We start from the raw sequence: 25580 nt of genomic DNA, 5'->3' as shown, positions 1-25580 counted from the left end.
ATAAAAATATTTTTTTATATTATCATTTATGTTATTTTTTTTAAATAAAATTTTAAAACTAAAATTAAAAATATATAAAATTTTTAACTTTTTAATTTATTTAGAGGATTTTATGGCTAGTAGGGGAATAAATAAGGTAATATTAATAGGTCATTTAGGTCAAGATCCTGAAGTAAGATATATGACTAATGGAATAGCAGTAGCTAATATGAACATTGCAACTTCTGAAACATGGAAAGATAAAAATACTGGAGAGATAAGAGAAAAAACAGAATGGCATAGAATTGTTCTGTTTAATAAGTTAGCTGAAATAGCAAGAGAATATCTAAGAAAAGGATCTCAAGTTTATATAGAAGGTTCTTTACAAACTAGAAAATGGCAAGATCAAAATAATATAGATAGATATACTACTGAAGTTGTTGTAAATATAGGAGGAACTATGCAAATGTTAGGTACTAGAAACAATAATTCTACTAATATTTCAAAAAAAGAAAAATCCAATTCTAAAAATATAGATTCTAATAAACAAAAAATTTTAAAAAAAGATAATATAAAAGAAGATGAAGGTTATTCTAAAAAAGATATTTTGTTAAATGAAAGTAGTGATTCAGAATTTGATGATGAAATTCCTTTTTAATATTTTTATGTATAATTTGTTTAGAAATTAGAATTTATAATTAAAACATTCTAGTTTTTAAACAAAATAATTTATTTTTTTTTTAAAATATAATGTATTATTTTTGATAATTGTTTTGTATGAGTTAAAAATGGTATATGACCTGATTTTTTTATTATAAAATATTCATTATTTTTTTTTATATAAATATTTTTACATATTTTTTTAGGAACTATATTATCAAATTCTCCATATATTCTAAATATTTTAGATTTAGAATTTTTTATTAAATTTTTAATATCTGTTTTTATCATTATGTTAAAACATTTTTTTATACTATTTTTTTTTGGTATTTTTTGATTTATAAATATTTTTTTTATATATTCTTTATTATATGAACTTTTTATAAAAAAATTTTTTATTGTTTTATTATAGTTTTTTAATAAATTTTTAAAAATGTTTGAAATTTTATTTTTTTTTATTCCTTCCCAAGATTTTTTTTTTAAAAAGCACGGAGAAGAACATATTGTTATAATTTTAGAATTTTTATTATAATTGTTTAATCCTATTTTCATTGTAAATAAACCACCTATTGACCATCCTATCCATATAGAATTTTTATCAAAATTGTTATACATAAAATCAACTATATAATTAAATTTTTTTTTGTTAAGATTATTTTTTTCTAAAAATTTACATATTTCTAAAATAAATATATTATATTTTTTTTTTAAATGTTTTATAAGATTTTGCCATATTTTTTTTGTTATTCCCCATCCATATACTAATATAATATTTTTTTTTTTATTTTTTTTCATTTTTTTTTTAAAATCAGTTATTAAGAAATTTTTATATGTTATATTATAATGATATTAAAAAAAAATGTATTGGAAATTTGTATGATTACTATTTTTAAAAGTGCTGAAATATATTTAAAAAAATTATTGTCAAAAAAAAAAATACACAAATTAGAATATTTGCTAAAAATTTAGGAACATATAAAGTTAAATTTGGAATAGTATATTGTAATATTAAAAATATTACAAAAAATGATTTAGTTTTTAATTTTGATGGATTTTCTGTATATGTAAATAAAAATGATTATATTTATTTAAAAAATTCTAATATTGAATTAAAAGAAAAAAATACTTCTTTTAATTTAGTTTTAAATGTACCTAATATGTGTTCAAAAAAAGATTATAAAAATTTTAATTTAGAAGAAAAAATAAAATTTTGGATAAATAATGAAATAAATCCTAATTTATCCATTCATGGAGGAAGTATAACATTTATAAAAATTGATAAAAAAAAATATGTTTTTTTAAAATTTTTAGGAAGTTGTAATGGATGTTCTATGTCAAATCTAACATTAAAAAATTTTATTTCTAAACAATTGTTAAAAAAATTTACAGATATAAAAGGTGTAAAAGATATTACAGAACATATTCGTGGAAAGCATTCATATTATTAATTTTTTTTGCATAATAAAAATTTAAATTTTATTTATATAAAAATATTTATATAAAATTTAGGTGAGAAAGGGATTCGAACCCTTGATGCAAAAATTTTGCATACACGCTTTCCAGGCGTGCCCTTTAAGCCTCTCAGGCATCTCACCAAAATATTCATATTATAATATAATATTTATATAAATAAAAGTTTTACTTTATTTATTTTATTATTTTTTAATTTAATAAAATATTTTATAATTTAATAATATATTATTTATAATATTTTTATTTTTTTTTTAAAAAAAAATAGTTTAATTTTAATAATTATAATATAATTAAAATTATTCTATTGTTTTTTAATAATATTTATTTTGCTAACTATATTAATTAGTATTTTTGATTTTTTTATATTATTATTATTAAATTAATTTGTATTTTTATAAAATAAAATTATGTTAGAAAAGAGAAATATTTTTTTAGTTGGCCCTATGGGGGCTGGTAAAAGTACTATAGGTAAGCAATTAGCGCAAAAATTAAATATGGACTTTTATGATTCAGATAAGGAAATTGAAAAAAGAACTGGAGCAGATATAGCTTGGGTTTTTGATGTAGAAGGAGAAAAAGGATTTAGAATAAGAGAAAATAAAATTATAGATGAATTAACTAAAAAAATAGGTATAGTTTTAGCTACTGGAGGTGGTTCTATAGTTTCTGATAATATTAGAAATATATTATCTTCTAGAGGAACTGTAGTTTATTTAAAAACTACTATAGATAAACAACTTATTAGGACTAAAAGAGATAAAAATAGACCATTATTGAATAAAAAGAATATATCTAATCGTTTTATTTTAGAAAATTTAGCTAAGAAAAGAAATCATTTATATAAAAATATATCTGATTTAATAGTAGATACAGATAACAAAAGTGCTAAATCAATAGCGTTATATATTTTTAAAAAATTTAAATCAAATAATTTTTTATAATATATTTTTATATTTAAAAATTAGGATATAATACTTTGGAAACTTTAAAAATATCATTAAATAAAAAAAAATATTATGTAAATATAGGTTATAATATTATTAATAATAAAGATTTAGTTTCTAAATTAAAAATTTTTAAAAATTCTGTTTTAATAACTAATACAACTATATATAAAATTTATAAAAATAATGTTATAAATAATTTTAAAAGATTAGGAATTATTAATAAAAAAATAATATTACAAGATGGAGAAATATATAAAACATTTGATTCTGTACAATTAATTATAGAAAAACTTATTAAATTAAATTGTGGAAGAAATATTACATTAATTTCATTTGGTGGTGGTGTTATTGGAGATATTACAGGATTTGTTTCTTCTATTTATAAAAGAGGAATTAAATATATAAATATACCTACTACTTTACTATCTCAAGTAGATGCTTCTATAGGTGGAAAAACTGGAGTTAATAATCATCTTTCTAAGAATGTTATTGGTACTTTTTATCATCCAGAAATTGTAATAATTGATTTAATGTTTTTAAGAACTTTACCTAAAAAAGAAATTATTTCTGGTTTTTCAGAAATAATAAAATATTCAATTTTATTTGACAAAAATTTTTTTTATTGGATTAAAAATAATTTAAATAATATATTGTTTATGAAAAAAAATTTTTTGTTAAAATGTATTAAAAAATCTTGTGAGTTTAAAATAAAAATAATTTCTGAAGATGAAAAAGAAAAAAATTCTAGAATGTTGTTAAATTTAGGACATACTTTTGGTCATGCTATAGAGTCTTTTACAAAATATAAATGGTCACATGGTGAATCTGTTTCTTCAGGTATTGTTATGTCTTCTATATTTTCTAATGTTTTAGGAAAAATTTCTTCTTCAGAAGTAAATGAAATAATTAATTTATTTAAATTAATAGGTCTTCCTACTATAGGTCCAAAAAATATGTATTCTAAAGATTATTTAAAATATATGTTAAGAGATAAAAAAAATATTTGTAATAAAAAAGTTAGACTAATAATTCCAGAGAAAATAGGAAGATGTGTTTTATTAGATAATGTAGATACTAATATTTTAATAAAAGTAATTAATAAAAACTTTATAAATTAATTTTTTTTTATATAAACATTTTAATATAAATTTTATGAAAAAATTTTTTATTGTTCCTTCTATTTTATCAGCTAATTTTTCTAATTTAGGTGATGAAATTAAAAATGTTATTAAATATGGTGCTGATCTAATTCATTTTGATGTTATGGATAATAATTATGTACCTAATTTAACGTTTGGTCCTGTAGTTTTAAAATCTTTAAAAAAAAGTGGAATAAAATTTGATACAGATGTTCATTTAATGACAAATACAGTAGATACTTTAATACCTGTTTTTGCAAAAGAAAAAGTTAAATTTATAACTTTTCATCCTGAATCTTCTATTCATATAGATAAAACTATATCTTTAATAAAAAGTTTTGGTTGTAAAGCTGGATTAGCTATAAATCCTTCTACTTCATTAAATTGTTTAGAATATACTATAAATAGATTAGATTTAATTTTAATAATGTCTGTAAATCCTGGATTTGGAAAACAAAAATTTTTAACTTATGTATTGAAAAAAATTGAAAAAGTTAGAAATTTAATAGATAAAAATAATCTTAATATAATATTAGAAGTAGATGGTGGAATTAAAAAAGATAACATATCAGATTTATTAAAAGCTGGAGCTAATTCATTTGTTATAGGTTCTGAAATTTTTTGTTCTAGAAGTTATAAAAATATTATTTCTGAAATTAGAGAAATTATAGATAAATATTTTATTTAAAATTTTTATATTATATTTATTAATAATATTAAAAAAAATTTTATTTTTTAAAATTAACTTTTATTTATAAAACATTTTATGAAAAAAAAAAATAAATTAAAAAAAAAAATGTTTAGTGCAATTCAACCTACAGGATTTTTAACATTAGCAAATTATTTAGGAGTTTTAAAACATTGGAAACATATGCAAAAAAAGTATAAATGTATTTTTTGTGTTGCTGATTTACATTCTTTAACTAATTTAAATAAAAAAAATAATATTAAAGAAAATACATTAGATACATTAGCTTTTTATTTAGCTTGCGGTATTAATCCTGACAAAAGTATAATTTTTGTTCAATCTCATATAAATACACATTGTAAAATGAACTGGATATTAAATTGTTTTTCTTATTTTGGAGAATTATCAAGAATGACACAATTTAAAAATAAATCTAAAAATCATACAAATATAAATATAGGTTTATTTAATTATCCAGTTTTGATGATGTCAGATATATTATTATATAATAGTGATTTTGTGTTTATAGGAAATGATCAAAAACAACATTTGGAACTTACTAAAGTAGTAGCTAATAGATTTAATAATTTGTATGGAAATGTTTTTACTATTCCTAAAAATATATTTTTTGAACAAGGTTCTAAAATAATGTCATTACAAGATCCTAGAAAAAAAATGTCTAAATCTGATAAAAACAATAAAAATAGTATTTTTTTGTTAGATAATAAAATAGAAATTTATAAAAAAATACAATTTGCTTCTACAGATTCTGATAATCCTGCTAAAATATTATATAATTTAAAGAAAAAACCTGGAATATCTAATTTATTAAATATTTTTTCTATATTAAGTAATAATACTATTGCAGAATCAGAAAGAATTTTTAATAATTATAATTATTATGATTTTAAAAAAATATTATCTAATATAATTTATAAAAAATTGTATAGTTTACAAAAAAAATATTTTTATTTTAGAAAAAATGAAAATTATTTATTAAAAATATCTAAAATTGGAGCTAAAAAAGCTTATATAGAATCAGAAAAAACATTAAAAAATGTAGAAGAAAAATTGTTTTTATATAATTAATTTTTTATATAATTTTATATTTTTATTTTATTAATAATTTTAAAAATTAAATATTTTATTAAAAAAAATATATATATTTATTAAATATAAAATATATAAAATTTTTTATTTTTGTATTTTATATTTTTAAATATTTTTTTTATTTTTATAATGCTATATTAACAAATTAATATAATTATAATATTTTTATATTAATATAAATATGTTTTTTTATAAAATATATCTTAAAATTTTTATTATTAACAATTTTATATATTATAAAATTATATAATAAATTTTTGTATTTTTAATATTATGAAATATACTATATTAGTTACAGGTCCTTGTTATGGAACACAGAATTCTATTAGTTCTTTTTTATTTTCTAAAAACTTAATTATAAAAAAACATAAAATAAAAAGTATATTTTTTTATTCAGATGGAGTATATAATTCTAATATTATGAACTTTTCTAATCATAATAAAATTAATTTACTTAAATGTTGGAAAAAATTATCTAATAAATTTAATATAAATCTTAAAATATGTATAGGATCTTCTTTAAGAAGAGGAATATTTAATAAAGATTTTGCTATTCAAAAAGGAATAAATTTTGAAAATATGGATTTATCTTTTAAAATTTCTAGTTTTTCCGAATTAGCTAAGGATATTCTTTCTTCTGAAAGAATAGTGCAATTTTAAAATTGTTTTATAATTTTTTGTTAATATATATGAAAAAAATAGCCTTTTTATTTTCTAAATCCCCTTATGGAAGTAGTAAATGCCAAGATTTATTAGATTTATCTTTATCAACGTCTTTTTATTTTGAAGAAATAGCATTTTTTTTTGTTGGAGATGGTATTTTCCAAATATTAAAAAATCAGAATCCAAAAAAAATTTTTGCTAATAATTTTTCTAAGTCTTTTTCTATATTTGAATTATGTGACATTTCTAATTTTTATTTATGTAAAAATTCTTTAAAAGAAAGAGGAATATTATTCGAAAAAAAATTTTTTATAAATTCATTTATTTTAAGTAGAAAACTATTTAAAAATAAATTAAATTTATTTGAAGCAGTTATTAACTGTTAAAATAGGCTAAATTATTATGTTACATGTATTAATAAATTCTCCTTTTTATATTGATTCTAATATATTTTTTGGATTAATAAGAAAAAGAGATGATATTATTGCTATTCAAGATGGAGTAATAATTTCTGTAAAAAACAATATATTTTTAAAAAAAATTATTAATTTATCTAAAAATTTATATGTTTTAGAAGAAGATTTAGAAGCTAGAGGTATTTTAAAATATGTTTCTAAAAATTTTTCTATAGTAAATTATTTTGATTTTGTTGATTTAACTGTGAAAAATAAATCTCAAATAAAATGGTAATATTTTATTTTTTTAATAATTTATTAAAAATTTAATAAAAATGTTTTTTTATATATATTTTAAAATAGAGAGAAAAAGTGTTTTATGACTACTATAAATCAATTAGTTAGAAATCCGAGAAAAAGAAAGTTTTGTAAAAGTAATGTTCCTGCTTTAGAAAAATGTCCTCAAAAAAGAGGAGTATGTACAAAAGTATATACAACAACTCCAAAAAAGCCTAATTCTGCTTTAAGAAAAGTATGCAGAGTAAAACTTACAAATGGTTTTGAAGTTACAGCTTATATAGGAGGTGAAGGTCATAATTTACAAGAGCATTCAGTCATTTTAATTAGAGGTGGTAGAGTAAAAGATTTACCAGGTGTTAGATATCATGTTGTTAGAGGATCTTTAGATTGTTCTGGAGTAAAAGATAGAAAAAAAAGTAGATCAAAATATGGTACAAAAAAAATAAAATCTTAATATAATAAATATTTTTTTACAAATTAGAAATTGTGGATATTAATATGCCTAGAAGAAGAATTGTTGAAAATAGAAATATTTTACCTGATACTAAATTTATTTCAGAAACTATATCTAAATTTATAAATATAGTTATGATGAATGGAAAAAAATCTATAGCTCAAAACATTGTTTATAAAGCATTAGAATTTTTATCTAAAAAAACTAAATTAGATGAATTAGAATCTTTTAAATTAGCATTAAAAAATGTAAAACCTGTGGTAGAAGTAAAATCTAGAAGAGTAGGAGGATCTACTTATCAAGTTCCAGTAGAAGTTAGACCTTTAAGAAGAAATACATTAGCAATGAAATGGATAATATCTGCAGCTAGAAAGAGAAAAGACAAATCTATGTGTTTAAGACTTTTTAATGAACTTTATGATGCTATTAATAAAAAAGGTGATGCTATAAAAAAAAAAGAAGAAGTTCATAGAATGGCTGAATCAAATAAAGCATTTGCTCATTATAGATGGTAAAAATTTTATTTTTATCAATTTTTTATTTCATAAACAATTTTGTTAAAATATATTTTTATATTTTGAAAATATAATAAGATTATAAAAAATATGTCTAGAAAAATTAATATATTAAATTATAGAAACATAGGAATAAGTGCTCATATAGATGCTGGTAAAACTACTACTACAGAAAGAATTCTATTTTATACTGGAATTAATCATAAAATAGGTGAAGTACATGATGGAGACGCAACAATGGATTGGATGGAGCAAGAACAAGAAAGGGGAATTACTATTACATCAGCAGCTACAACTACTTTTTGGTCAGGAATGTATAAACAATATGATTCTCATAGAATAAATATTATTGATACTCCAGGTCATGTTGATTTTACAATAGAAGTAGAAAGATCTATGAGAGTATTGGATGGTGTAGTAATGATATATTGTGCTGTAGGAGGGGTTCAACCTCAGTCAGAAACTGTATGGAAACAATCTAATAAATATAAAGTTCCTAGAATTGCTTTTATAAATAAGATGGATAGAATTGGAGCTAATTTTTTTAATGTAATTAATCAAATTAAAAATAGGTTTAATATAATTACTGTGCCTATACAATTACCAATAGGATCAGAAGACAATTTTATTGGAGTAATTGATTTAATAAAAATGAAATCTATAATATGGAATGATATTGATAAAGGAATTACTTTTAAGCATTCTTCTATTCCAAAAGATTTAATAAATATTTCTAATATATGGAGGAAACATTTAGTTGAAACTGTAGCTGAATCTAATGATAAATTTATGGAAATATATTTATCCGGAAAAGAATTTTCTGAAGAAGAATTAAAAAAAGGTTTAAGAAAAAGATCATTAAAAAATGAAATATTAGTAGTTACTTGTGGTTCTTCTTTTAAAAATAAAGGTGTTCAATCATTATTAGATTCAATAGTAGATTTTTTACCTTCTCCTAAAGATGTATATTTTAATAAATATAATATTTCAAAAAATTATTCTAAAAAAGATAATTATAAAGTAAAAAAATATGATAACAATGAATATTTTTCTGCATTAGCTTTCAAAATTTCTACTGATCCTTTTGTAGGAAGTTTAACATTTTTTAGAGTATATTCAGGAATAATAAGATCTGGAGATACTGTATTAAATTCTACAAAATCTCAAAAAGAAAGATTTGGAAGAATAGTTCAAATGCATGCTAATAAAAGAGAAGAAATAAAAGAAGTTAGATCAGGAGATATAGCTGCAGCTATAGGATTAAAGAATGTTACTACAGGAGATACTCTATGCGATCCTAAAAAAAAAATAATTTTAGAAAAAATAGAATTCCCGGAACCAGTAATTTCTATAGCTATAGAACCAATAACTAAATCAGATCAAGAAAAAATGGGAATTGCTTTAGCAAGATTAGCTAAAGAAGATCCTTCTTTTAAAGTTCATATAGATCATGAATCTAATCAGACTATAATTTCTGGCATGGGAGAATTGCACTTAGAAATAATCGTAGATAGAATGAAAAGAGAATTTGGTGTATGTGCTAATGTAGGAAAACCTAGAGTTTCATATAGGGAAACTATAAAGAATAAAATTAATAATGTAGAAGGAAAATATATAAAACAATCTGGAGGTAGAGGTCAATATGGTCATGTTGTAATAGATATATTTCCTATTGAAGTTAATAAAGAAAACTACAAGTTTATAAACAATATAAAAGGAGGAGTAATACCTTCTGAATATATTTCTGCTATAGACAAGGGAATACAAGAACAATTAAGTTCAGGACCTTTAGCTGGATATCCAGTAGTTAATATAGGTGTTAGATTACATTTTGGTTCTTATCATGATGTTGATTCTTCAGAACTTGCATTTAAATTTGCTGCTTCAATAGCTTTTAAAAATGCTTTCAAAATGGCAAAACCAATTTTATTGGAACCTATAATGAAAGTAGAAATAGATACTCCTGAAGAATATATGGGTGATGTTATTGGAGATCTAAATAGAAGAAGAGGAAATGTAGAAAGTTTAGATAATAATTTTAATAATAAAATAATTGTTTCCAAAGTTCCATTATCAGAAATGTTTGGATATGCTACTGATTTAAGATCAAAAACTCAAGGTAGGGCTATGTATTCTATGGAATTTTTAAAATATTCAGAAATACCTGATAATATAACTTATAATATTCTAGAAAATAAAAAATAATAATATTTTTTATATTTATATAGAATGAAATTTTAACATATCAATGAAACTAGAGTATAAAAAATGTCTAAAGAAAAATTTGATCGTATAAAGCCACATATAAATGTTGGAACAATAGGTCATGTGGATCATGGTAAGACAACTTTAACTTCAGCTATAACAACAGTTTTATCTAAAAAATATGGAGGTTCAGCTAGAACATTTGAACAAATAGATAATGCTCCAGAAGAAAAATCTAGAGGAATTACTATAAATACTTCTCATGTTGAATATGATACTTTAAAAAGACATTATGCTCATGTTGATTGTCCTGGTCATGCTGATTATATAAAAAATATGATAACAGGTGCTGCTCAAATGGATGGTGCTATATTAGTAGTTGCAGCAACTGATGGACCTATGCCTCAAACAAGAGAACATATACTTTTAGGTAGACAAGTCGGTGTTCCTTATATTGTAGTGTTTCTTAATAAATGTGATATGGTAGAAGATGAAGAATTACTAGAATTAGTGGAAATGGAAGTTAGAGATCTTCTTACAGAATATGATTTTCCTGGAGAAAAAACTCCTATAATAAGAGGATCAGCTTTAAAAGCTATAGAAGGGGACAAAAAGTGGGAAGATAAAATTATAGAATTATCTAATTTATTAGATACATATATTCCTGATCCTAAAAGAGAAATAAATGAACCATTTTTATTGCCTATAGAAGATGTGTTTTCCATATCTGGAAGAGGTACAGTAGTTACTGGTAGAGTAGAAAAAGGAATTATAAAAGTTGGAGAAGAAGTAGAAATAGTTGGCATAAAGCCTACTCATAAAACTATATGTACTGGTGTTGAAATGTTTAGAAAATTATTAGATGAAGGAAGAGCGGGTGAAAATGTAGGTGTTTTACTAAGAGGTACAAAAAGAGATGATATAGAAAGAGGTCAAGTTTTATCAAAACCTGGTTCTATAACTCCTCATAAAAAATTTAGTTCTAAAGTTTATGTACTTTCTAAAGAAGAAGGTGGTAGACATACTGCTTTTTTTAAAGGATATAGACCTCAATTTTATTTTAGAACTACTGATGTAACAGGATTAATAGAATTGCCTGATTCTATGGAAATGGTTATGCCTGGAGACAACGTAGAATTAAATGTTACTTTAATACATCCAATAGCTATGACAGAAGGATTGAGATTTGCTATAAGAGAAGGTGGTAAAACTGTTGGAGCTGGTATAGTTTCAAAAATTATTGAATAAAAATTTTTAGAAAAAGAGGAATTTTACTATACCTCTTTTTCTATATAAATATTTTTATGCTAGTTTTTAGAATTTATATTTGATACAATTTGTCTTTATATAAAATTTTTTATTTTTTATTATTTTTAATAATAATTTTTTATTATAAATTATTATTTAATTATATAAAAAATTTATTTGTGGAGAATATATAGTATATTATGAATAATCAAAGAATTAGAATAAGGTTAAAAGCTTTTGATCATAGATTAATAGATCAATCTACTGAAGAAATTGTAGATACAGCTAAGAGAACTGGAGCTCAAGTTAGAGGTCCTATACCATTACCTACTAGAAAAGAAAAATTTACTATATTAATATCTCCTCATGTAAATAAAGATGCTAGAGATCAGTATGAAATATGTACTCATAAAAGATTAATAGATATTGTAGAACCAACAGAAAAAACTGTTGATGCTCTAATGAGATTAGATTTAGCTGCAGGAGTAGATGTACAAATAGTTTTAGATTAATATTAAAAATAAAAATAATTTTATTATAGGTGATTTTATATGGTTGGATTAGTAGGTAAAAAAATAGGGTCTTCTATGATTTTTTCTAAAGAAGGAAATTTAATTCCAGTTACTATAATAGAAGTTACTAAAAATGTAGTAGTTCAAGTAAAAAATTTAAAGAATGATAAATATTCTGCTATACAAGTTACTACAGGAACAAAAAATAAAAATAGTATAAATAAACCTAAATCTGGTCATTTTATTAAATATAATGTTTCTCCGGGAAGAGGATTATGGGAATTTAGAGTAAAAGAAAAAAATAATTTTTTTTCAGGTCAAATATTAAATATAAATATTTTAAAAAATGTTAAAAAAGTAGATATAACAGGATTTTCTAAAGGTAAAGGGTTTTCTGGTACTATAAAAAGATGGAACTTCAAATCTCAAGATAATAGTCATGGTAATTCTTTATCACATAGAGCTCCTGGATCTATAGGTCAAAATCAAACTCCTGGAAGAGTTTTTAAAGGAAAAAAAATGTCTGGTCATTTAGGAAATAAAAGAATTACTATACAAAATTTAAGTATAGTTCGTATAAATAATAAAAAAAATTTTTTATTTGTAAAAGGAACTATACCTGGATTTTCTAATAGTAATGTTATTATAAGACCATCTATAAAAATTAAGAGGTAAATAATTTTTTATATGAAATTATTTTTAAAAGACAGCAATAATGATTTTATTAATTTGTCAAATTCTATATTTAATAGATCTTTTAATATAAAATTAATACATCAAGTATTATCATCATATATTTCTATTAGTAAAAAAGGTACAAAATCTCAAAAATCTAAAGCTGAAGTATCAGGTTCTGGAAAAAAACCATGGAAACAAAAAGGAACTGGTAGAGCTAGAGTAGGGTCAATAAGGAGCCCTATATGGAGATCAGGAGGTGTAACTTTTGCATATAAATATAGAAATAATTTTAAAAAAGTTAATAAAAAAATGTATAAAGGAGCTATAAAAAGTATTTTTTCTGAATTAATAAGAAAAAATAAATTAATAGTTTTTAAAGAATTAAGTATAAATTATCCAAAAACTAAGTTATTAGTTGAAAAATTAAAATTTATAAATTTTAATAAGATATTAATCATATTAAGTAATTTTGATAGAAATATATTTTTATCATCTAGAAATATAAAAGGAGTTTTTCTAATAGAACATAGATTTATTAATCCATTAATATTATTATCTTATGATGTAATAGTTACTAATTTTAAAACATTAAAAGAAATAGAGAAAAGTTTACATGAAATTTAAAGAACGAAATTTAAAAATTTTTAGAGGAATTCATATTTCTGAAAAATCTTCTATAATTTCTGAAAAAAAAAATAGTTTTATAATAAAAGTTTTAAAAAATGCTAACAAAAAAGAAATAAAAAATATGTTAGAAAAAATTTTTAAAGTAAACGTATTAAAAATTAATACTTTAATTGTAAAAGGTAAAAAAAAAAATAATAGAAAAGGAAATTCTAATAAATATGGATTTAAAAAAGATTGGAAAAAAGTATATATAACTTTAAAAAAAGGTGATAGTTTTAATTTTTAAATATTTTTAAAAAAAATGGAAAATTTTATATGATAATAAAGAAAGTAAAACCTACATCTCCTGGTAGAAGACATTTAATAAAAATAAAAAATTATAATTTATATAAAAAAAAACCTTTAAAATCTTTATTAAAAAAAATTGTAAAAACCGGTGGTAGAAATAATTTAGGAAGAATAACTACAAGACATATTGGAAGAGGACATAAAAAAAAATATAGATATATAGATTTTAAAAGAAATAAAGATAATATACCAGCTGTTGTAAAAAGAATTGAATATGATCCTAATAGATCTTCAAATATAGCTTTAATTGTATATAAAGATGGTACTAAAAGTTATATTTTAGAACCAAAAAATATTAAAATAGGTGATATTGTAATTTCAGGAAAAAAAGTAGAAATTAAGTCTGGAAATTGTTTATGTATAAAAAATATTCCTTCTGGAGAATATATACATAATATAGAAATTAAACCAGGAAAAGGAGCTCAAATATCTAGATCTGCTGGAAGTCATTCTCAACTTATATCAAAAGAAAAAAATTATGCATTAATAAGATTATGTTCAGGTGAAATTAGAAAAATACATTTAAATTGTAGAGCTACTATAGGAGAAGTTGGTAATATAAAACATATGTTAAGAAAATTTGGTAAAGCTGGATGTAAAAGATGGCTAGGAATAAGACCTACTGTAAGAGGTACAGCTATGAATCCAGTAGATCATCCTCATGGAGGTGGTGAAGGAAAAAATTTTGGTAAACATCCTGTTAGTCCATGGGGTAAACAAACTAAAGGAAAAAAAACTAGAAATAATAAAAGAACTCAAAAATTTATTGTACATAGAAGAAAATAATAAAGGATGATAATATGCCTAGATCAGTCAGAAAAGGTCCTTTTATAGATAGAAGTTTATTTAAAAAAGTTGAAAAGGCTTTGAAATTAAAAGATAGAAAACCAATAAAAACATGGTCAAGAAGATCTACTATATTTCCTAATATGATAGGTTTAACCATTTCAGTTCATAATGGTAGAAATCATATACCAATTTTTATTACTGAAGAAATGGTTGGTCATAAATTAGGAGAATTTTCTATAACTAGAACTTATAGAGGTCATAATATAGATAAAAAAATAAAAAAAAATGTTTCTGAAAAATCTAAATAATTTTTTTTGGAGTAAAAAAAATGGAAGTATATGCTATACATAAAAAAGCTAATTCTTCTTCTCAAAAAATTAGATTAGTTTCTAATCTTATATTAGGAAAAAATGTTTCTTTAGCTATAGAAATATTAAAATTTAATAGGAAGAAAGCTTCTAATTTAATAATTAAAGTTTTATATTCAGCAATTGCAAATGCTGAACATAATTATGGTCTGGATGTAGATAAACTTAAAATAGTTAGAATAAATGTAGATAACGGACCTGTTATGAAAAGAATGATGCCAAGAGCTAAAGGAAGAGCTGATAGAATATTAAAAAGAACTAGTCATATAAAAATAGTAGTTTCTTATTAAGTTTAAAAAAATAAAAAGGTTAAAATATGGGTCAAAAAGTTAATCCAAATGGTATGAGATTGGGAATAATAAAACATTGGAATTCTATTTGGTTTGCAAATAAAAAAAATTTTTCTAAAAATTTACAAAATGATTTTGAAGTTAGAAAATTTATATTTAAAAAATTAACTAAAGCTTCTATATCTAAAGTTGTTATTGAAAGACTTTCTAAAAGTATTAAAATAACTATATTTACTTCAAGACCTGGAATAGTAATTGGAAAAAAAGGAGAAGATATAGAAAAAATTAAATTAAAAATATTTAATTTAATTAAAATACCAGTTCAGATAAATATATCTGAAATTAAAAAACCTGAATTAGATGCTAAATTAATTGCTAACAATATAAGTTTACAACTTGAAAAAAGAATTATGTTTAGAAGAGTTATGAAAAGATCTGTTCAAAATGCTATGAGACAAGGTGCAAAAGGAATAAAAATAGAAATTAGTGGAAGATTAGGAGGTGCTGAAATAGCAAGAAGAGAGTGGTATAGAGAAGGTAGAGTTCCACTGCATACTTTAAGAGCAAATATTGAATATAGTTTTTCTGAAGCAAATACTACATATGGAATAATTGGAATTAAAGTTTGGATATTTAAAGGAGAAATTTTAGGAAAAATGGATGTTATGTTAAAATTAGAAAAACCAACTATTAAATTTAAAAAAAATTTTAGAAGAAGAAGAATTAGATAAAAGGAGTAATATAAAGATTATGTTACAACCTAAACGCACTAAATTTAGAAAAATGCATAAAGGTAAAAATAGAGGTACTTCTATAGGAAGCAATATTTGTTTTGGTAAATTTGGTATTAAATCTATTACTAGAGGAAGAATTACTTCAAGACAAATAGAATCGGCTAGAAAAGTAATAAGTAGATTAATTAAAAAAGATGGTAAAATGTGGATAAGAATATTTCCTGATAAACCTATTACTAAAAAACCATTGGAAGTTAGAATGGGAAAAGGAAAAGGAAATGTGGAATATTGGGTTTTTTTAGTTAAACCTGGAAAAGTTTTATATGAAGTAGATGGAGTTACAGAAAAAATTTCTAGAAAAGCTTTTTTATTAGCTTCTGCTAAATTATCAGTAAAAACAATTTTTATAAAAAAAGGTATAATATGGTAATAAAAAAATATAATAATGAAATTGATAAAGATCTTAATAATAAATTGTTGTTGTGTTTAAAAGAAGAGTTTAATTTAAAAATACAATTGTTTTCAGGAAAATTAAAAAAAACTCATTTATTAAAATTTTGTAAAAAAAAAATTTCAAAATTAAAATTTTTAATTGGATTAAATAAGGTTAAAAAAAAGTGATTAATAATATAAAAACTTTAAAAGGATTAGTTATAAGTAATAAAATGAATAAAACTTGTGTAGTTTTAATAGAACGTTTTGTAAAACATAAAATTTATGGAAAATTTATTAAAAGACATACTAAAATTAAAATTCATGATGAAAAAAATGAATGTTCAATTGGAGATTTAATAGAAATTTCTCAATGTAAACCAATATCTAAACATAAGTTTTGGAAATTAATAAAAATTATAAGAAACAGTAAATAATTAAAAAATAAAGGTTATAATAAAATGATTCAAGAACAAACAATTTTGAATGTTGCAGATAATTCTGGAGCAAAGTTAGTTCTTTGTATAAAAGTATTAGGTGGTTCAAAAAGAAGATATGCAAATATTGGAGATATAATAAAAGTTGCTGTTCAAGAATCTTCTTCTAATGGTAAAGTTAAAAAGGGTGAAGTTTTAAAAGCAGTTGTTATAAGAACAAAAAAAGGAATTTCTAGATTAGATGGTTCTTATATTAGATTTGATAGAAATTCTTGTGTATTATTAAACAATGCCAATGAAACAATTGTAGGAAGTAGAATTTTTGGTCCAGTTACTAGAGAATTAAGAACAGAAAAATTCATGAAAATTGTTTCTTTAGCTTCAGAAGTAATTTAAAGGTGAAAAAATATATGTCTAAAAAGATTAGGAGAAATGATGAAGTAGTAGTAATATCAGGAAAATGCAAAGGTAAAAGAGGTATAGTAAAAAAATTTATTTCTAAAAATAAAGTAATTGTTTCCGGAATAAATATTGTAAAAAAACATAAAAAATCTATTCCAGAAAAAAATGAACCTGGAGGAATAATAGAAAAAGAATCTTATATACAAGTTTCTAATTTAAAGATTTTTAACAAATTTACAGGAAAATCTGATAGAGTAGGATTTAAATTTAAAGATGGGAAAAAATTTCGTTTTTTTAAATCTAACAATAAAATTATAGATTAAAATAATTTTAATAAAATATATATAAAAATTATGGAGATTAATAGTGTTAGAATTAAGAGTTCTTTATAAAAAAAAGATAATCAATTATTTAATGAAAAAGTTAAATCTTACGTCTGTTATGCAAGTTCCTAAAATTGAAAAAATTACTTTAAATATTGGAGATGGTAGTTGTAATTATAAAAAAAAAAATTTAATTAATATAATTTCTGATATTACTATGATTTCAGGACAAAAACCAATAGTAACTAATGCAAAAAAATCTATATCTGGATTTAAAATAAGACAAGGTCATCCTGTAGGATGTAAAGTTACATTGAGAAGAAATAGAATGTGGGATTTTATAAATAGGTTTATATATATAGTTGTTCCAAGAATTAGGGATTTTAGAGGTTTTAATAAAAAATCTTTTGATGGTAGAGGAAATTATAGTATAGGTATAAAAGAGCAAATTATTTTTCCTGAAATAAATTATGAAAAGATAGATAAAACTAGAGGTTTAAACATTACGATAACTACTAATACTAACAATGATTATTGTTCATTAAAATTATTAAAATCTTTAAATTTTCCATTTAAGAAATAACATATAGAGAAAAAATATGGCAAAAGAATCTATAAAAGCTAGAGAAATAAAAAGAAAAAAGTTAAGTAAAAAATTTTATAATGTAAGACAGAATTTAAAAAAAATTATATTCGATTTAAAAACTTCTGATAGTGAAAAAATGAAAGCTATATTTAAATTACAAAAATTACCTAGAGATTCTAGTCTTTGTAGAATTAGAAATAGATGTTATATAACAGGAAGACCTCATGCATTTTTAAGAAAATTTGGATTAAGTAGAATAAAATTTAGAGAAGCTGCAATGAATGGAGAAATTCCAGGTTTAAAAAAATCAAGTTGGTAAAATTAATTTTTTTTATAAACATTATAGGATAATTTTTAAAAATGAGTATGCAAGATTCTATCAGTGATATGTTAACTAGAATAAGAAATGGTCAATTTTCTAAAAAGATATATGTAATTGTAAAATTTTCCAAATTTAAAGTTTCTATTTTAGAAGTTTTAAAAAGAGAAGGATATATAAAAAATTTTTTGATTAATTATAAAATAAAAATATTTTTAAAATATTATAATGGAAAACCTGTAATAGAACATATAGAAAAAGTAAGTAAGCCTAGTCTTAGAGTATATAAAAATAAAAGAGATGTATATAAGGTTATTTATGGATTGGGAATTTCTATAATATCTACTTCTAGAGGAGTTTTAACTGATTTTGAAGCTAGAAAATTAGGAATTGGTGGTGAAATATTATGTAATGTTTATTAATTTTATTAAATTAATTAATTTTTATATAAAAATATATGGAGTTTTTATATGTCTAGAATAGCAAAAAGTCCTATTTTAGTTCCTAATGATGTTAATATAGTTATAAAAAAAAATAGAATATATGTACATGGTATATATGGTAAATTAAAATTGAAAATTAATGATTGTGTATATATAAAATATAAAAAAAATTTGTTAACTTTTAATTGTGATGATAATTTTAATAAATCATGGATGTATGCTGGAACTTATAGATCTTTAGTTTTTTCTATGATATATGGAGTTAAAAATAAATTTTTTAAAATATTAATATTATCTGGAGTTGGATATAAAGCTTATATAAATGAAAATGTAATAAATTTAAATTTAGGATATTCTCATGTAATAGAATATAAATTACCTAATGGTGTTTTTGCTAGTTGTAATTCTACAAATAAAATTATTCTTAGTGGAATAAATAAACAGTTGGTTTTTCAAACTGCAGCTAATTTAAGATCATATAGAACTCCTGAACCTTATAAAGGAAAAGGTATTCATTATGAAAATGAAATAATAAGAAGAAAAGAGGCTAAAAAGAAGTAAAATGAGTGTGTTAAAAAAAAAAGATGCTAGAATTAGAAGATTTTTAAAATATAGAGAGAAATTTAAAAAATTAAAAAGTATAAGGTTAGTAGTTCATAGAAGTTCTCGTAATATTTATGCTCAGATAATTTCTTCAAACAATTTTGTAGTAGTTTCTGCTTCTACATTAGAAAAAAATATTAAAAAAAATATTTGTTATCCTGGTAATAAAAAATCAGCTAAATTAATTGGTAAAAAAATAGCTTTAAGATCTTTAAAAAATGGAATAGATAGAGTATCATTTGATCGTTCTGGATTTAAATATCATGGAAGAATTAAAGAATTAGCTGAATCTGCTAGAAAATATGGTCTAAAATTTTAGGAATATTTTTTATGAAAAATATAGATAATAAAAAAAATAATGAATTTCAAGAAAAATTGATTTCAGTTAATAGAGTTTCAAAAACTGTTAAAGGTGGAAGAGTTTTTTCTTTTACTGCTTTAACTGTAGTAGGAAATAAAAATGGTAAAGTTGGTTTTGGATATGGAAAATCTAAAGAAGTTCCTTCTGCCATACAAAAAGCTATGGAAAAAGCTAGAAAAAATATGATAACTTTTTTTTTAAATAAAAATACTTTACAATATTCTATTAAAGAAACTTTTACAGGATCTACTATTTTTATGAAACCTGCTTCTGATGGTACAGGTATAATTGCTGGAGGAGCAATGCGTGCTGTTTTTGAAGTATCTGGAGTATTTAATGTATTAGCTAAAACTTATGGATCTACTAATCCAATAAATGTAGTTAGAGCTACTATAAATGGTTTAAAAAACATGCAATCTCCTAATATTGTTTCAAAAAAGAGAAATAAAACAATAAAATTTTTTTTTGGAAATAATTAAAAATATGAATTTTAAAAGATTTAAAATAACTCAAATAAAAAGTTCAATAGGTATATTGCCTAAACATAAATTAACTTTGTTAGCATTAGGTTTAAAAAAAATAGGAAGTTTTAAAAATTTAGACAATAATCTTTCTATTTCTGGTATGATAAATAAAATAAGTTATATGTTAAAAATAGAGGAATTATAATTTTATGTTACTTAAAAATATAGCATTATATGAAGAAAGATCAAAAAGAAAAAAAAGATGTGGAAGAGGAATAGGTTCTGGTTTAGGTAAAACATCTGGAAGAGGTCATAAAGGTCAAAAATCTAGAAAAGGATCTTCAATAAGAATAGGTTTTGAAGGCGGTCAAACGCCTTTGTATAAAAGATCTCCTAAATTTGGTTTTACTTCTAAAAAAAATATTTTTACTAAAGAATTAAAATTTAGCAAAATAAATGATTTATTAAAAAAATATGATTTAATAAATTTAAATTTATTGAAAACTAATAGCATTATTAAAAAAAATGTAAAATATGTAAAATTTATAGGAACTGGAAATATAAATAAAAAAATTATATTAAAAGGATTAAAAACTACAAAAAAATTGTCTGTTATAATAAAAAAGTTTGGTGGTAAAATAAAATAGGTAATATAATATATATTATGGCAAATAAATTAAATAGTACAATTAATAAATTTTCTAATAAAAATTTTTATATAAATAAAAATGAACTGAAAAATAGAATTTTATTTTTAATAATATCAGTTATTATTTTTAGAATAGGATCTTTAATACCAATTCCAGGAATTAATATTACAGTTTTATCTAAAATATTATATCAAAATAGTGGAAATTTATTAGATATGTTAAATGTATTTTCTGGTGGATCTATTAGTAAAGCATCTATATTTTCTTTAGGTATAATGCCATATATATCTTCATCTATAATTATTCAACTTCTTACTTTAATAAATTCAAAATTTAAAAATATGAAAAAAAATGGAGAAATTGGAAAAATACAAATTAATAGATATACAAAATATCTTTCTTTTATTTTAGCTATTGTTCAGTCTATTTGTATATCTATAAGTTTATCTAATATATATATTTTTAAAGATTTGGTTATTAATTCAGGAATATGTTTTTATATTTTATGTTCTTTTAGTCTAGTAACAGGTACTATGTTTTTAATATGGATTGGAGAACTTATTACTAAATATGGTATAGGAAATGGAATGTCTATAATAATATTTTTAGGAATAATATCTGGTATTCCACATTCTATTATAAATGTTATAGAAAAATTTAGATTAGAAAATATTAATTATTTTTTATTTTTATTTTTAATTATTTTTATATTTTCTGTAATTTTTTTTATTACTTTTATAGAAAGAAGTTATTATAAAATAAATGTTCAATATGCTAATATTAATCAGAGAAAAATGTCATATATTACTAACAATAGTCATTTACCTCTGAAAGTAAATATAGTAGGAGTAATACCAGCTATATTTGCATCTAGTATAGTTTTATTACCTTATACAATTTTTTCTTGGATAATAAGTTTTTATAAAAATAATTTATTGATAAATTTTTTAAAATTTTTACAACCAAATAGTTTTTTTTATACATTTAGTTATATTGTTTTAATAATATTTTTTTGTTTTTTTTATACTAATTTAACTTTTAATTCTAAGGATACATCAGAAAATTTAAAAAAATCTGGAGCTTTTATAAGAGGAATTAGACCTGGTAATAAAACTTCTGAATATATAAAGAAAATTGTTACAAAATTAACTTTTATAGGATCTTTGTATATTTCTTTTGTTTGTATGGTTCCGGAATTTGTAAAATATTTTTTAAATTCTAATTTATATTTTGGTGGAACTTCTTTATTAATAGTAATAGTAGTAATTATAGATTGTATAAGTCAAATACAAAATATTATTGTTTCTAACATGTATTATAAAAATTTCAAAAATTCTAATAATAAAATTGAAAATAATTTTTTTTAAAATAAAGGTTTTGATATGAAAGTTAGAACTTCAGTAAAAAAAATGTGTAAATTGTGTAAAATAGTAAAAAGAAATAATGTAATTGTTGTAACTTGTAAAAATGATAAAAAACATAAGCAAAGACAAGGTTAATTTTTTTTTAAAAAATTTTTAAAATTAGGAATTTTATAAAATATGATTCGTATTCAAGGTATTAATATAGAAAATAATAAACATGTGAATATAGCTTTAAGTATGATATATGGTATTGGAAAATCTAGAGCTAATTATATTTGTAAAGATTTAAATATATCTTTTTTTTCAAAAATAGGTTCTCTAGACGAGAAAATATTAGATTTATTAAGAGAAAAAGTATCTAAATTTATTGTAGAAGGTGATTTAAGAAGAAAAAATAAATTATGTATAAAAAGATTAATGGATTTAGGTTGTTACAGGGGGTTAAGACATAGAAAAGGTCTTCCTGTAAGAGGTCAAAGAACTAAAACAAATGCTAGAACTAGAAAAGGTCCTAGAAAAATATTAAAAAAATAATTTTTTAATTAAAAAAAGAGTAATAAAATGAAAAAAGTTTTAACAAAATCTAAAAAAAAAATTAAAAAATATATTACTGATGGAGTAGCTCATATTCATGCTTCTTTTAACAATACTATTGTAACTATAACAGATAAAAAAGGAAATACATTAGGTTGGGCTACGTCTGGTGGTTCTGGTTTTAGAGGATCTAGAAAATCTACTCCATTTGCAGCTCAGGTTGCAGCTGAAAAATGTGCTGAATCAGTAAAATCTTATAATATGAAAAATTTAGAAATAATGGTAAAAGGTCCAGGTCCTGGCAGAGAATCAGCAATTAGAGCTTTTAATGCTGCAGGATTTAAAATAATTAATATTATTGATGTAACTCCAATACCTCATAATGGATGTAGACCTCCAAAAAAAAGAAGAGTATAAATTTATTATTAGGAAAAAAAAATGGCAAAATATTTAGGACCTAAGTTAAAATTAAGTAGAAGAGAAGGAACTGACTTATTTTTAAAATCAGGTTTAAGATCTATAGATACTAAATGTAAAATTTCTAGTTTTCCAGGTCAACATGGCATAAAGAAAAATAGAATTTCAGATTATGGTTTACAATTTAGGGAAAAACAAAAAGTTAAAAGATTATATGGAATTTTAGAAAAGCAATTTAGAAATTATTATAAAAAAGCATCTAAAATAAAAGGAAATACTGGAGAAAATTTATTGAAATTATTAGAAAGAAGATTAGATAATATAGTATATAGAATGGGATTTGGTAGTACTAGATCTGAATCTAGACAATTAGTAAGTCATAAAACAATTTTAGTTAATAAAAGAATAGTTAATATTCCATCATATCAAGTAAACATTAATGATATAATAGAAATAAAAAAAAGTGCTAAAAATCAATCTAGAATAAAAGCATCATTAGAAATTTCTAAACAATATGAAAAATTTTTATGGTTAGATGTTAATATTTCTGATATGATTGGAATTTTTAAACAAATACCAGAAAGAAATGATTTATCTTCTGATATAAATGAACATCTAATAGTTGAATTTTATTCTAAATAATATTTGTTTTAATTTAATAATGGAGGTATTATGTATCATAGTTTTATCTCTACACTATTAAAACCAAAATTAGTTAATATAAAAAAAATTTCTTTAAATAAGTCTGAAGTTACTTTGGAACCATTGGAAAGAGGATTTGGTCACACTTTAGGAAATTCTTTAAGAAGAATATTGTTATCTTCTATTCCTGGATGTGCTATTACAGAAGTTTTTATAGAAGGAATATTACATGAATATAGTACAAAAGATGGTGTTAAAGAAGATATAATAAATATATTATTAAATTTAAAAGAACTTCCAGTAAAAATGCATAGTAAAAATTCTTCATTTATGACTATAGAAAAATATGGAGAATGTAATGTTATTTCTTCTGATATTTCTCATGATGGAGATATAGAAATAATAAAATTAAATCATTTTATTTGTAGTTTGACTTCTAATAATTCATCAATAAAAATGAGAATGAAAGTAGAAAAAGGAATTGGATATTCTCCAGCTTCTTCTAGAATCGATAATAAAGATTCTTCTTTAGGAAGACTTTTATTAGATGCTTGGTATAGTCCTATTAATCATATATCTTATAATGTAGAATCAGCTAGAGTAAAGCAAAGAACTGATTTAGATAAATTAATAATATTAATAGAAACAAATGGAACAATTGATCCTGAAAGTGCAATAAGATATGCTTCTACAATTTTATATGAACAACTAGAATCTTTTATATATTTAAAAGATATTAAAAAGGATAAAATAAAGGAGGAAAAACCAAAATTTGATCCTACTTTGTTAAGACCTGTAGATGATTTAGAATTAACTGTTAGATCAGCTAATTGTTTAAAATCTGAATCTATACATTATATAGGTGATTTAATACAAAAAACAGAAGTAGAATTATTAAAAACGCCTAATTTAGGTAAAAAATCTCTTACCGAAATAAAAGATGTTCTTTCTTCTAGAAATTTATTTTTGGGAACTCAATTAAAAAATTGGCCTCCTAAAGATTTATTAGAATAAAATTTTTATATTATATTTTAACATATTAAAAATTTTTTTATATTTTTTTGGAGAGTTTTGTGAGACATAAAAAATCTGGAAAAAAATTTAATCGAACAAGAAGTCATTTTAAATCTATGATTAGAAATATGATGTGTTCTTTATTTGAATATGAAAGGATTAAAACTACTTTAGCTAAAGCTAAAGAATTAAGAAAATTTTCAGAAAAAATAATTACTATTTCTAAAAAAGATTCTTTACATAATAGAAGAATTGTGTTTTCTAGAATAAGAAATGTAAATATAGTAAAAAAACTATTTGTTGATATAGCTCCATTTTTTTTAAAAAGACCAGGAGGATATATTAGAATTTTAAAATGTGGATTTAGAAAAGGAGATAATTCTTTAATGTCTTATATAGAATTAGTAGGAAGAAAAAAAAATAATGTTATTAAAAAAAAATTATAAAAAAAATGTATAAATATTTTT

Annotated in this window: 42 protein-coding genes and 1 tRNA gene; 41 read left to right on the top strand and 2 right to left on the bottom strand. The window is 21.2% G+C overall.

Annotated elements, in window-relative coordinates:
- Positions 1 to 112: 112 nt before the first annotated feature.
- Positions 113 to 637, top strand: a complete 525-nt coding sequence (gene ssb, locus RJK19_RS01880) for a single-stranded DNA-binding protein (RefSeq protein WP_343184008.1) — start codon at positions 113 to 115, stop codon at positions 635 to 637.
- Positions 638 to 708: 71 nt separating this feature from the next.
- Here the strand turns inward: ssb and RJK19_RS01875 are convergent, their stop codons facing one another.
- A complete protein-coding gene (locus RJK19_RS01875; protein WP_343184007.1) occupies positions 709 to 1434 on the bottom strand; it encodes a hypothetical protein in 726 nt (241 codons plus the stop codon).
- 362 nt (positions 1435 to 1796) lie between these two features.
- Between RJK19_RS01875 and RJK19_RS01870 the strand changes: the two genes are divergently transcribed.
- A complete protein-coding gene (locus RJK19_RS01870) occupies positions 1797 to 2087 on the top strand; it encodes a NifU family protein (protein WP_343184006.1) in 291 nt (96 codons plus the stop codon).
- Positions 2088 to 2146: 59 nt separating this feature from the next.
- On the opposite strand, the gene RJK19_RS01865 is transcribed toward RJK19_RS01870, so the two are convergent.
- Positions 2147 to 2234, bottom strand: a tRNA-Ser gene (locus RJK19_RS01865).
- Positions 2235 to 2519: 285 nt separating this feature from the next.
- Here RJK19_RS01865 and aroK point away from each other — a divergent pair.
- From aroK to rplQ, 39 genes are all read left to right on the top strand, one after another.
- Complete coding sequence (gene aroK / locus RJK19_RS01860; protein WP_343184005.1) at positions 2520 to 3053, top strand: shikimate kinase AroK; 534 nt, start codon at positions 2520 to 2522, stop codon at positions 3051 to 3053.
- A 35-nt stretch (positions 3054 to 3088) separates the two neighbouring features.
- On the top strand, positions 3089 to 4177 hold the full coding sequence (gene aroB, locus RJK19_RS01855) for a 3-dehydroquinate synthase (protein WP_343184004.1): 1089 nt from the start codon (positions 3089 to 3091) through the stop codon (positions 4175 to 4177).
- A gap of 34 nt (positions 4178 to 4211) precedes the next feature.
- Positions 4212 to 4886 carry a ribulose-phosphate 3-epimerase gene (rpe, locus tag RJK19_RS01850; RefSeq protein ID WP_343184003.1) on the top strand — a complete coding sequence of 225 codons (675 nt, stop codon included), beginning with the start codon at positions 4212 to 4214 and terminating at the stop codon, positions 4884 to 4886.
- Positions 4887 to 4964: 78 nt separating this feature from the next.
- On the top strand, positions 4965 to 5975 hold the full coding sequence (gene trpS, locus RJK19_RS01845; RefSeq protein ID WP_343184002.1) for a tryptophan--tRNA ligase: 1011 nt from the start codon (positions 4965 to 4967) through the stop codon (positions 5973 to 5975).
- A 294-nt stretch (positions 5976 to 6269) separates the two neighbouring features.
- A complete protein-coding gene (gene tusD, locus RJK19_RS01840) occupies positions 6270 to 6656 on the top strand; it encodes a sulfurtransferase complex subunit TusD (RefSeq protein WP_343184001.1) in 387 nt (128 codons plus the stop codon).
- Positions 6657 to 6685: 29 nt separating this feature from the next.
- Complete coding sequence (tusC, locus tag RJK19_RS01835; protein WP_343184000.1) at positions 6686 to 7045, top strand: sulfurtransferase complex subunit TusC; 360 nt, start codon at positions 6686 to 6688, stop codon at positions 7043 to 7045.
- A 16-nt stretch (positions 7046 to 7061) separates the two neighbouring features.
- Positions 7062 to 7349, top strand: coding sequence for a sulfurtransferase complex subunit TusB (tusB, locus tag RJK19_RS01830; RefSeq protein WP_343183999.1), 288 nt, complete (start codon positions 7062 to 7064; stop codon positions 7347 to 7349).
- Positions 7350 to 7433: 84 nt separating this feature from the next.
- Positions 7434 to 7808, top strand: a complete 375-nt coding sequence (rpsL, locus tag RJK19_RS01825; RefSeq protein ID WP_343183998.1) for a 30S ribosomal protein S12 — start codon at positions 7434 to 7436, stop codon at positions 7806 to 7808.
- Between the two features lie 44 nt (positions 7809 to 7852).
- Positions 7853 to 8323 carry a 30S ribosomal protein S7 gene (gene rpsG / locus RJK19_RS01820; RefSeq protein WP_343183997.1) on the top strand — a complete coding sequence of 157 codons (471 nt, stop codon included), beginning with the start codon at positions 7853 to 7855 and terminating at the stop codon, positions 8321 to 8323.
- A 90-nt stretch (positions 8324 to 8413) separates the two neighbouring features.
- Positions 8414 to 10528 (top strand): elongation factor G, encoded by a 2115-nt coding sequence (gene fusA / locus RJK19_RS01815; protein ID WP_343183996.1) that lies wholly within the window; start codon positions 8414 to 8416, stop codon positions 10526 to 10528.
- Between the two features lie 63 nt (positions 10529 to 10591).
- The gene (tuf, locus tag RJK19_RS01810; RefSeq protein WP_343183995.1) at positions 10592 to 11776 is read left to right on the top strand and encodes an elongation factor Tu; all 1185 of its coding nucleotides are present in this window, start codon (positions 10592 to 10594) and stop codon (positions 11774 to 11776) included.
- A gap of 200 nt (positions 11777 to 11976) precedes the next feature.
- On the top strand, positions 11977 to 12288 hold the full coding sequence (gene rpsJ / locus RJK19_RS01805) for a 30S ribosomal protein S10 (protein ID WP_343154735.1): 312 nt from the start codon (positions 11977 to 11979) through the stop codon (positions 12286 to 12288).
- A gap of 39 nt (positions 12289 to 12327) precedes the next feature.
- On the top strand, positions 12328 to 12963 hold the full coding sequence (gene rplC / locus RJK19_RS01800; protein ID WP_343183994.1) for a 50S ribosomal protein L3: 636 nt from the start codon (positions 12328 to 12330) through the stop codon (positions 12961 to 12963).
- A 12-nt stretch (positions 12964 to 12975) separates the two neighbouring features.
- Positions 12976 to 13590 (top strand): 50S ribosomal protein L4, encoded by a 615-nt coding sequence (gene rplD / locus RJK19_RS01795; RefSeq protein ID WP_343183993.1) that lies wholly within the window; start codon positions 12976 to 12978, stop codon positions 13588 to 13590.
- Positions 13580 to 13879 (top strand): 50S ribosomal protein L23, encoded by a 300-nt coding sequence (locus RJK19_RS01790; protein WP_343183992.1) that lies wholly within the window; start codon positions 13580 to 13582, stop codon positions 13877 to 13879. The genes rplD and RJK19_RS01790 overlap by 11 nt, the downstream gene beginning before the upstream one ends.
- Positions 13880 to 13908: 29 nt before the next feature.
- On the top strand, positions 13909 to 14727 hold the full coding sequence (rplB, locus tag RJK19_RS01785; protein WP_343183991.1) for a 50S ribosomal protein L2: 819 nt from the start codon (positions 13909 to 13911) through the stop codon (positions 14725 to 14727).
- 14 nt (positions 14728 to 14741) lie between these two features.
- Positions 14742 to 15038, top strand: coding sequence for a 30S ribosomal protein S19 (gene rpsS / locus RJK19_RS01780; RefSeq protein WP_343183990.1), 297 nt, complete (start codon positions 14742 to 14744; stop codon positions 15036 to 15038).
- 20 nt (positions 15039 to 15058) lie between these two features.
- Entirely contained in the window at positions 15059 to 15388 is a 330-nt protein-coding gene (rplV, locus tag RJK19_RS01775) for a 50S ribosomal protein L22 (RefSeq protein ID WP_343183989.1), read from the top strand.
- Between the two features lie 26 nt (positions 15389 to 15414).
- Positions 15415 to 16119 (top strand): 30S ribosomal protein S3, encoded by a 705-nt coding sequence (rpsC, locus tag RJK19_RS01770; RefSeq protein ID WP_343183988.1) that lies wholly within the window; start codon positions 15415 to 15417, stop codon positions 16117 to 16119.
- A 19-nt stretch (positions 16120 to 16138) separates the two neighbouring features.
- On the top strand, positions 16139 to 16552 hold the full coding sequence (rplP, locus tag RJK19_RS01765) for a 50S ribosomal protein L16 (RefSeq protein WP_343183987.1): 414 nt from the start codon (positions 16139 to 16141) through the stop codon (positions 16550 to 16552).
- Positions 16546 to 16743 (top strand): 50S ribosomal protein L29, encoded by a 198-nt coding sequence (gene rpmC / locus RJK19_RS01760; protein WP_343183986.1) that lies wholly within the window; start codon positions 16546 to 16548, stop codon positions 16741 to 16743. The genes rplP and rpmC overlap by 7 nt, the downstream gene beginning before the upstream one ends.
- Positions 16743 to 16991, top strand: coding sequence for a 30S ribosomal protein S17 (gene rpsQ, locus RJK19_RS01755; RefSeq protein ID WP_428994314.1), 249 nt, complete (start codon positions 16743 to 16745; stop codon positions 16989 to 16991). The genes rpmC and rpsQ overlap by 1 nt, the downstream gene beginning before the upstream one ends.
- A gap of 24 nt (positions 16992 to 17015) precedes the next feature.
- The gene (gene rplN / locus RJK19_RS01750; RefSeq protein ID WP_343183984.1) at positions 17016 to 17387 is read left to right on the top strand and encodes a 50S ribosomal protein L14; all 372 of its coding nucleotides are present in this window, start codon (positions 17016 to 17018) and stop codon (positions 17385 to 17387) included.
- A gap of 14 nt (positions 17388 to 17401) precedes the next feature.
- A complete protein-coding gene (rplX, locus tag RJK19_RS01745) occupies positions 17402 to 17716 on the top strand; it encodes a 50S ribosomal protein L24 (RefSeq protein ID WP_343183983.1) in 315 nt (104 codons plus the stop codon).
- A 43-nt stretch (positions 17717 to 17759) separates the two neighbouring features.
- Positions 17760 to 18299, top strand: coding sequence for a 50S ribosomal protein L5 (rplE, locus tag RJK19_RS01740; RefSeq protein ID WP_343183982.1), 540 nt, complete (start codon positions 17760 to 17762; stop codon positions 18297 to 18299).
- A gap of 16 nt (positions 18300 to 18315) precedes the next feature.
- Positions 18316 to 18621, top strand: a complete 306-nt coding sequence (gene rpsN, locus RJK19_RS01735) for a 30S ribosomal protein S14 (RefSeq protein ID WP_343183981.1) — start codon at positions 18316 to 18318, stop codon at positions 18619 to 18621.
- 41 nt (positions 18622 to 18662) lie between these two features.
- On the top strand, positions 18663 to 19043 hold the full coding sequence (gene rpsH, locus RJK19_RS01730) for a 30S ribosomal protein S8 (RefSeq protein WP_343183980.1): 381 nt from the start codon (positions 18663 to 18665) through the stop codon (positions 19041 to 19043).
- A 48-nt stretch (positions 19044 to 19091) separates the two neighbouring features.
- Positions 19092 to 19625, top strand: a complete 534-nt coding sequence (gene rplF, locus RJK19_RS01725) for a 50S ribosomal protein L6 (RefSeq protein WP_343183979.1) — start codon at positions 19092 to 19094, stop codon at positions 19623 to 19625.
- 1 nt (position 19626) lies between these two features.
- The gene (gene rplR, locus RJK19_RS01720; RefSeq protein WP_343183978.1) at positions 19627 to 19986 is read left to right on the top strand and encodes a 50S ribosomal protein L18; all 360 of its coding nucleotides are present in this window, start codon (positions 19627 to 19629) and stop codon (positions 19984 to 19986) included.
- Between the two features lie 11 nt (positions 19987 to 19997).
- A complete protein-coding gene (rpsE, locus tag RJK19_RS01715; protein ID WP_343183977.1) occupies positions 19998 to 20507 on the top strand; it encodes a 30S ribosomal protein S5 in 510 nt (169 codons plus the stop codon).
- A gap of 4 nt (positions 20508 to 20511) precedes the next feature.
- A complete protein-coding gene (rpmD, locus tag RJK19_RS01710) occupies positions 20512 to 20697 on the top strand; it encodes a 50S ribosomal protein L30 (RefSeq protein WP_343183976.1) in 186 nt (61 codons plus the stop codon).
- A 4-nt stretch (positions 20698 to 20701) separates the two neighbouring features.
- Positions 20702 to 21139, top strand: a complete 438-nt coding sequence (gene rplO, locus RJK19_RS01705; RefSeq protein WP_343183975.1) for a 50S ribosomal protein L15 — start codon at positions 20702 to 20704, stop codon at positions 21137 to 21139.
- A gap of 17 nt (positions 21140 to 21156) precedes the next feature.
- Positions 21157 to 22509, top strand: coding sequence for a preprotein translocase subunit SecY (gene secY, locus RJK19_RS01700; RefSeq protein ID WP_343183974.1), 1353 nt, complete (start codon positions 21157 to 21159; stop codon positions 22507 to 22509).
- A 15-nt stretch (positions 22510 to 22524) separates the two neighbouring features.
- Entirely contained in the window at positions 22525 to 22641 is a 117-nt protein-coding gene (gene rpmJ, locus RJK19_RS01695) for a 50S ribosomal protein L36 (protein ID WP_343183973.1), read from the top strand.
- 42 nt (positions 22642 to 22683) lie between these two features.
- A complete protein-coding gene (rpsM, locus tag RJK19_RS01690; protein ID WP_343183972.1) occupies positions 22684 to 23040 on the top strand; it encodes a 30S ribosomal protein S13 in 357 nt (118 codons plus the stop codon).
- A 27-nt stretch (positions 23041 to 23067) separates the two neighbouring features.
- Positions 23068 to 23457: a 30S ribosomal protein S11 gene (gene rpsK, locus RJK19_RS01685; protein ID WP_343183971.1), complete on the top strand. Its 390-nt coding sequence runs from the start codon at positions 23068 to 23070 to the stop codon at positions 23455 to 23457.
- 21 nt (positions 23458 to 23478) lie between these two features.
- Positions 23479 to 24099, top strand: a complete 621-nt coding sequence (gene rpsD, locus RJK19_RS01680; protein WP_343183970.1) for a 30S ribosomal protein S4 — start codon at positions 23479 to 23481, stop codon at positions 24097 to 24099.
- 30 nt (positions 24100 to 24129) lie between these two features.
- A complete protein-coding gene (locus RJK19_RS01675) occupies positions 24130 to 25113 on the top strand; it encodes a DNA-directed RNA polymerase subunit alpha (protein WP_343183969.1) in 984 nt (327 codons plus the stop codon).
- A gap of 59 nt (positions 25114 to 25172) precedes the next feature.
- Positions 25173 to 25559, top strand: coding sequence for a 50S ribosomal protein L17 (rplQ, locus tag RJK19_RS01670; protein ID WP_343183968.1), 387 nt, complete (start codon positions 25173 to 25175; stop codon positions 25557 to 25559).
- Positions 25560 to 25580: the final 21 nt, after the last annotated feature.

The sequence above is a fragment of the Buchnera aphidicola (Ceratovacuna keduensis) genome (genome assembly GCF_039372665.1).
GTDB lineage: Bacteria > Pseudomonadota > Gammaproteobacteria > Enterobacterales > Enterobacteriaceae > Buchnera_G > Buchnera_G aphidicola_D.
The sequence above is the reverse complement of the archived record's forward strand: the minus strand, read 5'-3'. Positions and strand labels throughout refer to the sequence as shown.

Bases quoted from the DNA above. Each gene is read 5' to 3' on its own strand.
- rpsG (WP_343183997.1), top strand. From the start codon at position 7,853: ATGCCTAGAAGAAGAATTGTTGAAAATAGAAATATTTTACCTGATACT.
- rpsH (WP_343183980.1), top strand. From the start codon at position 18,663: ATGAGTATGCAAGATTCTATCAGTGATATGTTAACTAGAATAAGAAAT.
- RJK19_RS01675 (WP_343183969.1), top strand. From the start codon at position 24,130: ATGTATCATAGTTTTATCTCTACACTATTAAAACCAAAATTAGTTAAT.
- ssb (WP_343184008.1), top strand. From the start codon at position 113: ATGGCTAGTAGGGGAATAAATAAGGTAATATTAATAGGTCATTTAGGT.
- trpS (WP_343184002.1), top strand. From the start codon at position 4,965: ATGAAAAAAAAAAATAAATTAAAAAAAAAAATGTTTAGTGCAATTCAA.
- rplO (WP_343183975.1), top strand. From the start codon at position 20,702: ATGTTACTTAAAAATATAGCATTATATGAAGAAAGATCAAAAAGAAAA.
- tusD (WP_343184001.1), top strand. From the start codon at position 6,270: ATGAAATATACTATATTAGTTACAGGTCCTTGTTATGGAACACAGAAT.
- rpsM (WP_343183972.1), top strand. From the start codon at position 22,684: ATGATTCGTATTCAAGGTATTAATATAGAAAATAATAAACATGTGAAT.
- RJK19_RS01790 (WP_343183992.1), top strand. From the start codon at position 13,580: ATGAAATTTAAAGAACGAAATTTAAAAATTTTTAGAGGAATTCATATT.
- tuf (WP_343183995.1), top strand. From the start codon at position 10,592: ATGTCTAAAGAAAAATTTGATCGTATAAAGCCACATATAAATGTTGGA.
- rpsE (WP_343183977.1), top strand. From the start codon at position 19,998: ATGAAAAATATAGATAATAAAAAAAATAATGAATTTCAAGAAAAATTG.
- rplF (WP_343183979.1), top strand. From the start codon at position 19,092: ATGTCTAGAATAGCAAAAAGTCCTATTTTAGTTCCTAATGATGTTAAT.
- rplB (WP_343183991.1), top strand. From the start codon at position 13,909: ATGATAATAAAGAAAGTAAAACCTACATCTCCTGGTAGAAGACATTTA.
- rplN (WP_343183984.1), top strand. From the start codon at position 17,016: ATGATTCAAGAACAAACAATTTTGAATGTTGCAGATAATTCTGGAGCA.
- secY (WP_343183974.1), top strand. From the start codon at position 21,157: ATGGCAAATAAATTAAATAGTACAATTAATAAATTTTCTAATAAAAAT.
- rpsL (WP_343183998.1), top strand. From the start codon at position 7,434: ATGACTACTATAAATCAATTAGTTAGAAATCCGAGAAAAAGAAAGTTT.
- rplX (WP_343183983.1), top strand. From the start codon at position 17,402: ATGTCTAAAAAGATTAGGAGAAATGATGAAGTAGTAGTAATATCAGGA.
- RJK19_RS01870 (WP_343184006.1), top strand. From the start codon at position 1,797: ATGTGTTCAAAAAAAGATTATAAAAATTTTAATTTAGAAGAAAAAATA.
- rplD (WP_343183993.1), top strand. From the start codon at position 12,976: ATGAAATTATTTTTAAAAGACAGCAATAATGATTTTATTAATTTGTCA.
- rpsC (WP_343183988.1), top strand. From the start codon at position 15,415: ATGGGTCAAAAAGTTAATCCAAATGGTATGAGATTGGGAATAATAAAA.
- rpmJ (WP_343183973.1), top strand. From the start codon at position 22,525: ATGAAAGTTAGAACTTCAGTAAAAAAAATGTGTAAATTGTGTAAAATA.
- rplR (WP_343183978.1), top strand. From the start codon at position 19,627: ATGAGTGTGTTAAAAAAAAAAGATGCTAGAATTAGAAGATTTTTAAAA.
- tusB (WP_343183999.1), top strand. From the start codon at position 7,062: ATGTTACATGTATTAATAAATTCTCCTTTTTATATTGATTCTAATATA.
- rpsK (WP_343183971.1), top strand. From the start codon at position 23,068: ATGAAAAAAGTTTTAACAAAATCTAAAAAAAAAATTAAAAAATATATT.
- rplV (WP_343183989.1), top strand. From the start codon at position 15,059: ATGGAAGTATATGCTATACATAAAAAAGCTAATTCTTCTTCTCAAAAA.
- rpe (WP_343184003.1), top strand. From the start codon at position 4,212: ATGAAAAAATTTTTTATTGTTCCTTCTATTTTATCAGCTAATTTTTCT.
- rpsN (WP_343183981.1), top strand. From the start codon at position 18,316: ATGGCAAAAGAATCTATAAAAGCTAGAGAAATAAAAAGAAAAAAGTTA.
- rpsJ (WP_343154735.1), top strand. From the start codon at position 11,977: ATGAATAATCAAAGAATTAGAATAAGGTTAAAAGCTTTTGATCATAGA.
- tusC (WP_343184000.1), top strand. From the start codon at position 6,686: ATGAAAAAAATAGCCTTTTTATTTTCTAAATCCCCTTATGGAAGTAGT.
- RJK19_RS01875 (WP_343184007.1), bottom strand. From the start codon at position 1,434: ATGAAAAAAAATAAAAAAAAAAATATTATATTAGTATATGGATGGGGA.
- rpsD (WP_343183970.1), top strand. From the start codon at position 23,479: ATGGCAAAATATTTAGGACCTAAGTTAAAATTAAGTAGAAGAGAAGGA.
- fusA (WP_343183996.1), top strand. From the start codon at position 8,414: ATGTCTAGAAAAATTAATATATTAAATTATAGAAACATAGGAATAAGT.
- rpsS (WP_343183990.1), top strand. From the start codon at position 14,742: ATGCCTAGATCAGTCAGAAAAGGTCCTTTTATAGATAGAAGTTTATTT.
- rpmD (WP_343183976.1), top strand. From the start codon at position 20,512: ATGAATTTTAAAAGATTTAAAATAACTCAAATAAAAAGTTCAATAGGT.
- aroK (WP_343184005.1), top strand. From the start codon at position 2,520: ATGTTAGAAAAGAGAAATATTTTTTTAGTTGGCCCTATGGGGGCTGGT.
- rplC (WP_343183994.1), top strand. From the start codon at position 12,328: ATGGTTGGATTAGTAGGTAAAAAAATAGGGTCTTCTATGATTTTTTCT.
- rpmC (WP_343183986.1), top strand. From the start codon at position 16,546: ATGGTAATAAAAAAATATAATAATGAAATTGATAAAGATCTTAATAAT.
- rplP (WP_343183987.1), top strand. From the start codon at position 16,139: ATGTTACAACCTAAACGCACTAAATTTAGAAAAATGCATAAAGGTAAA.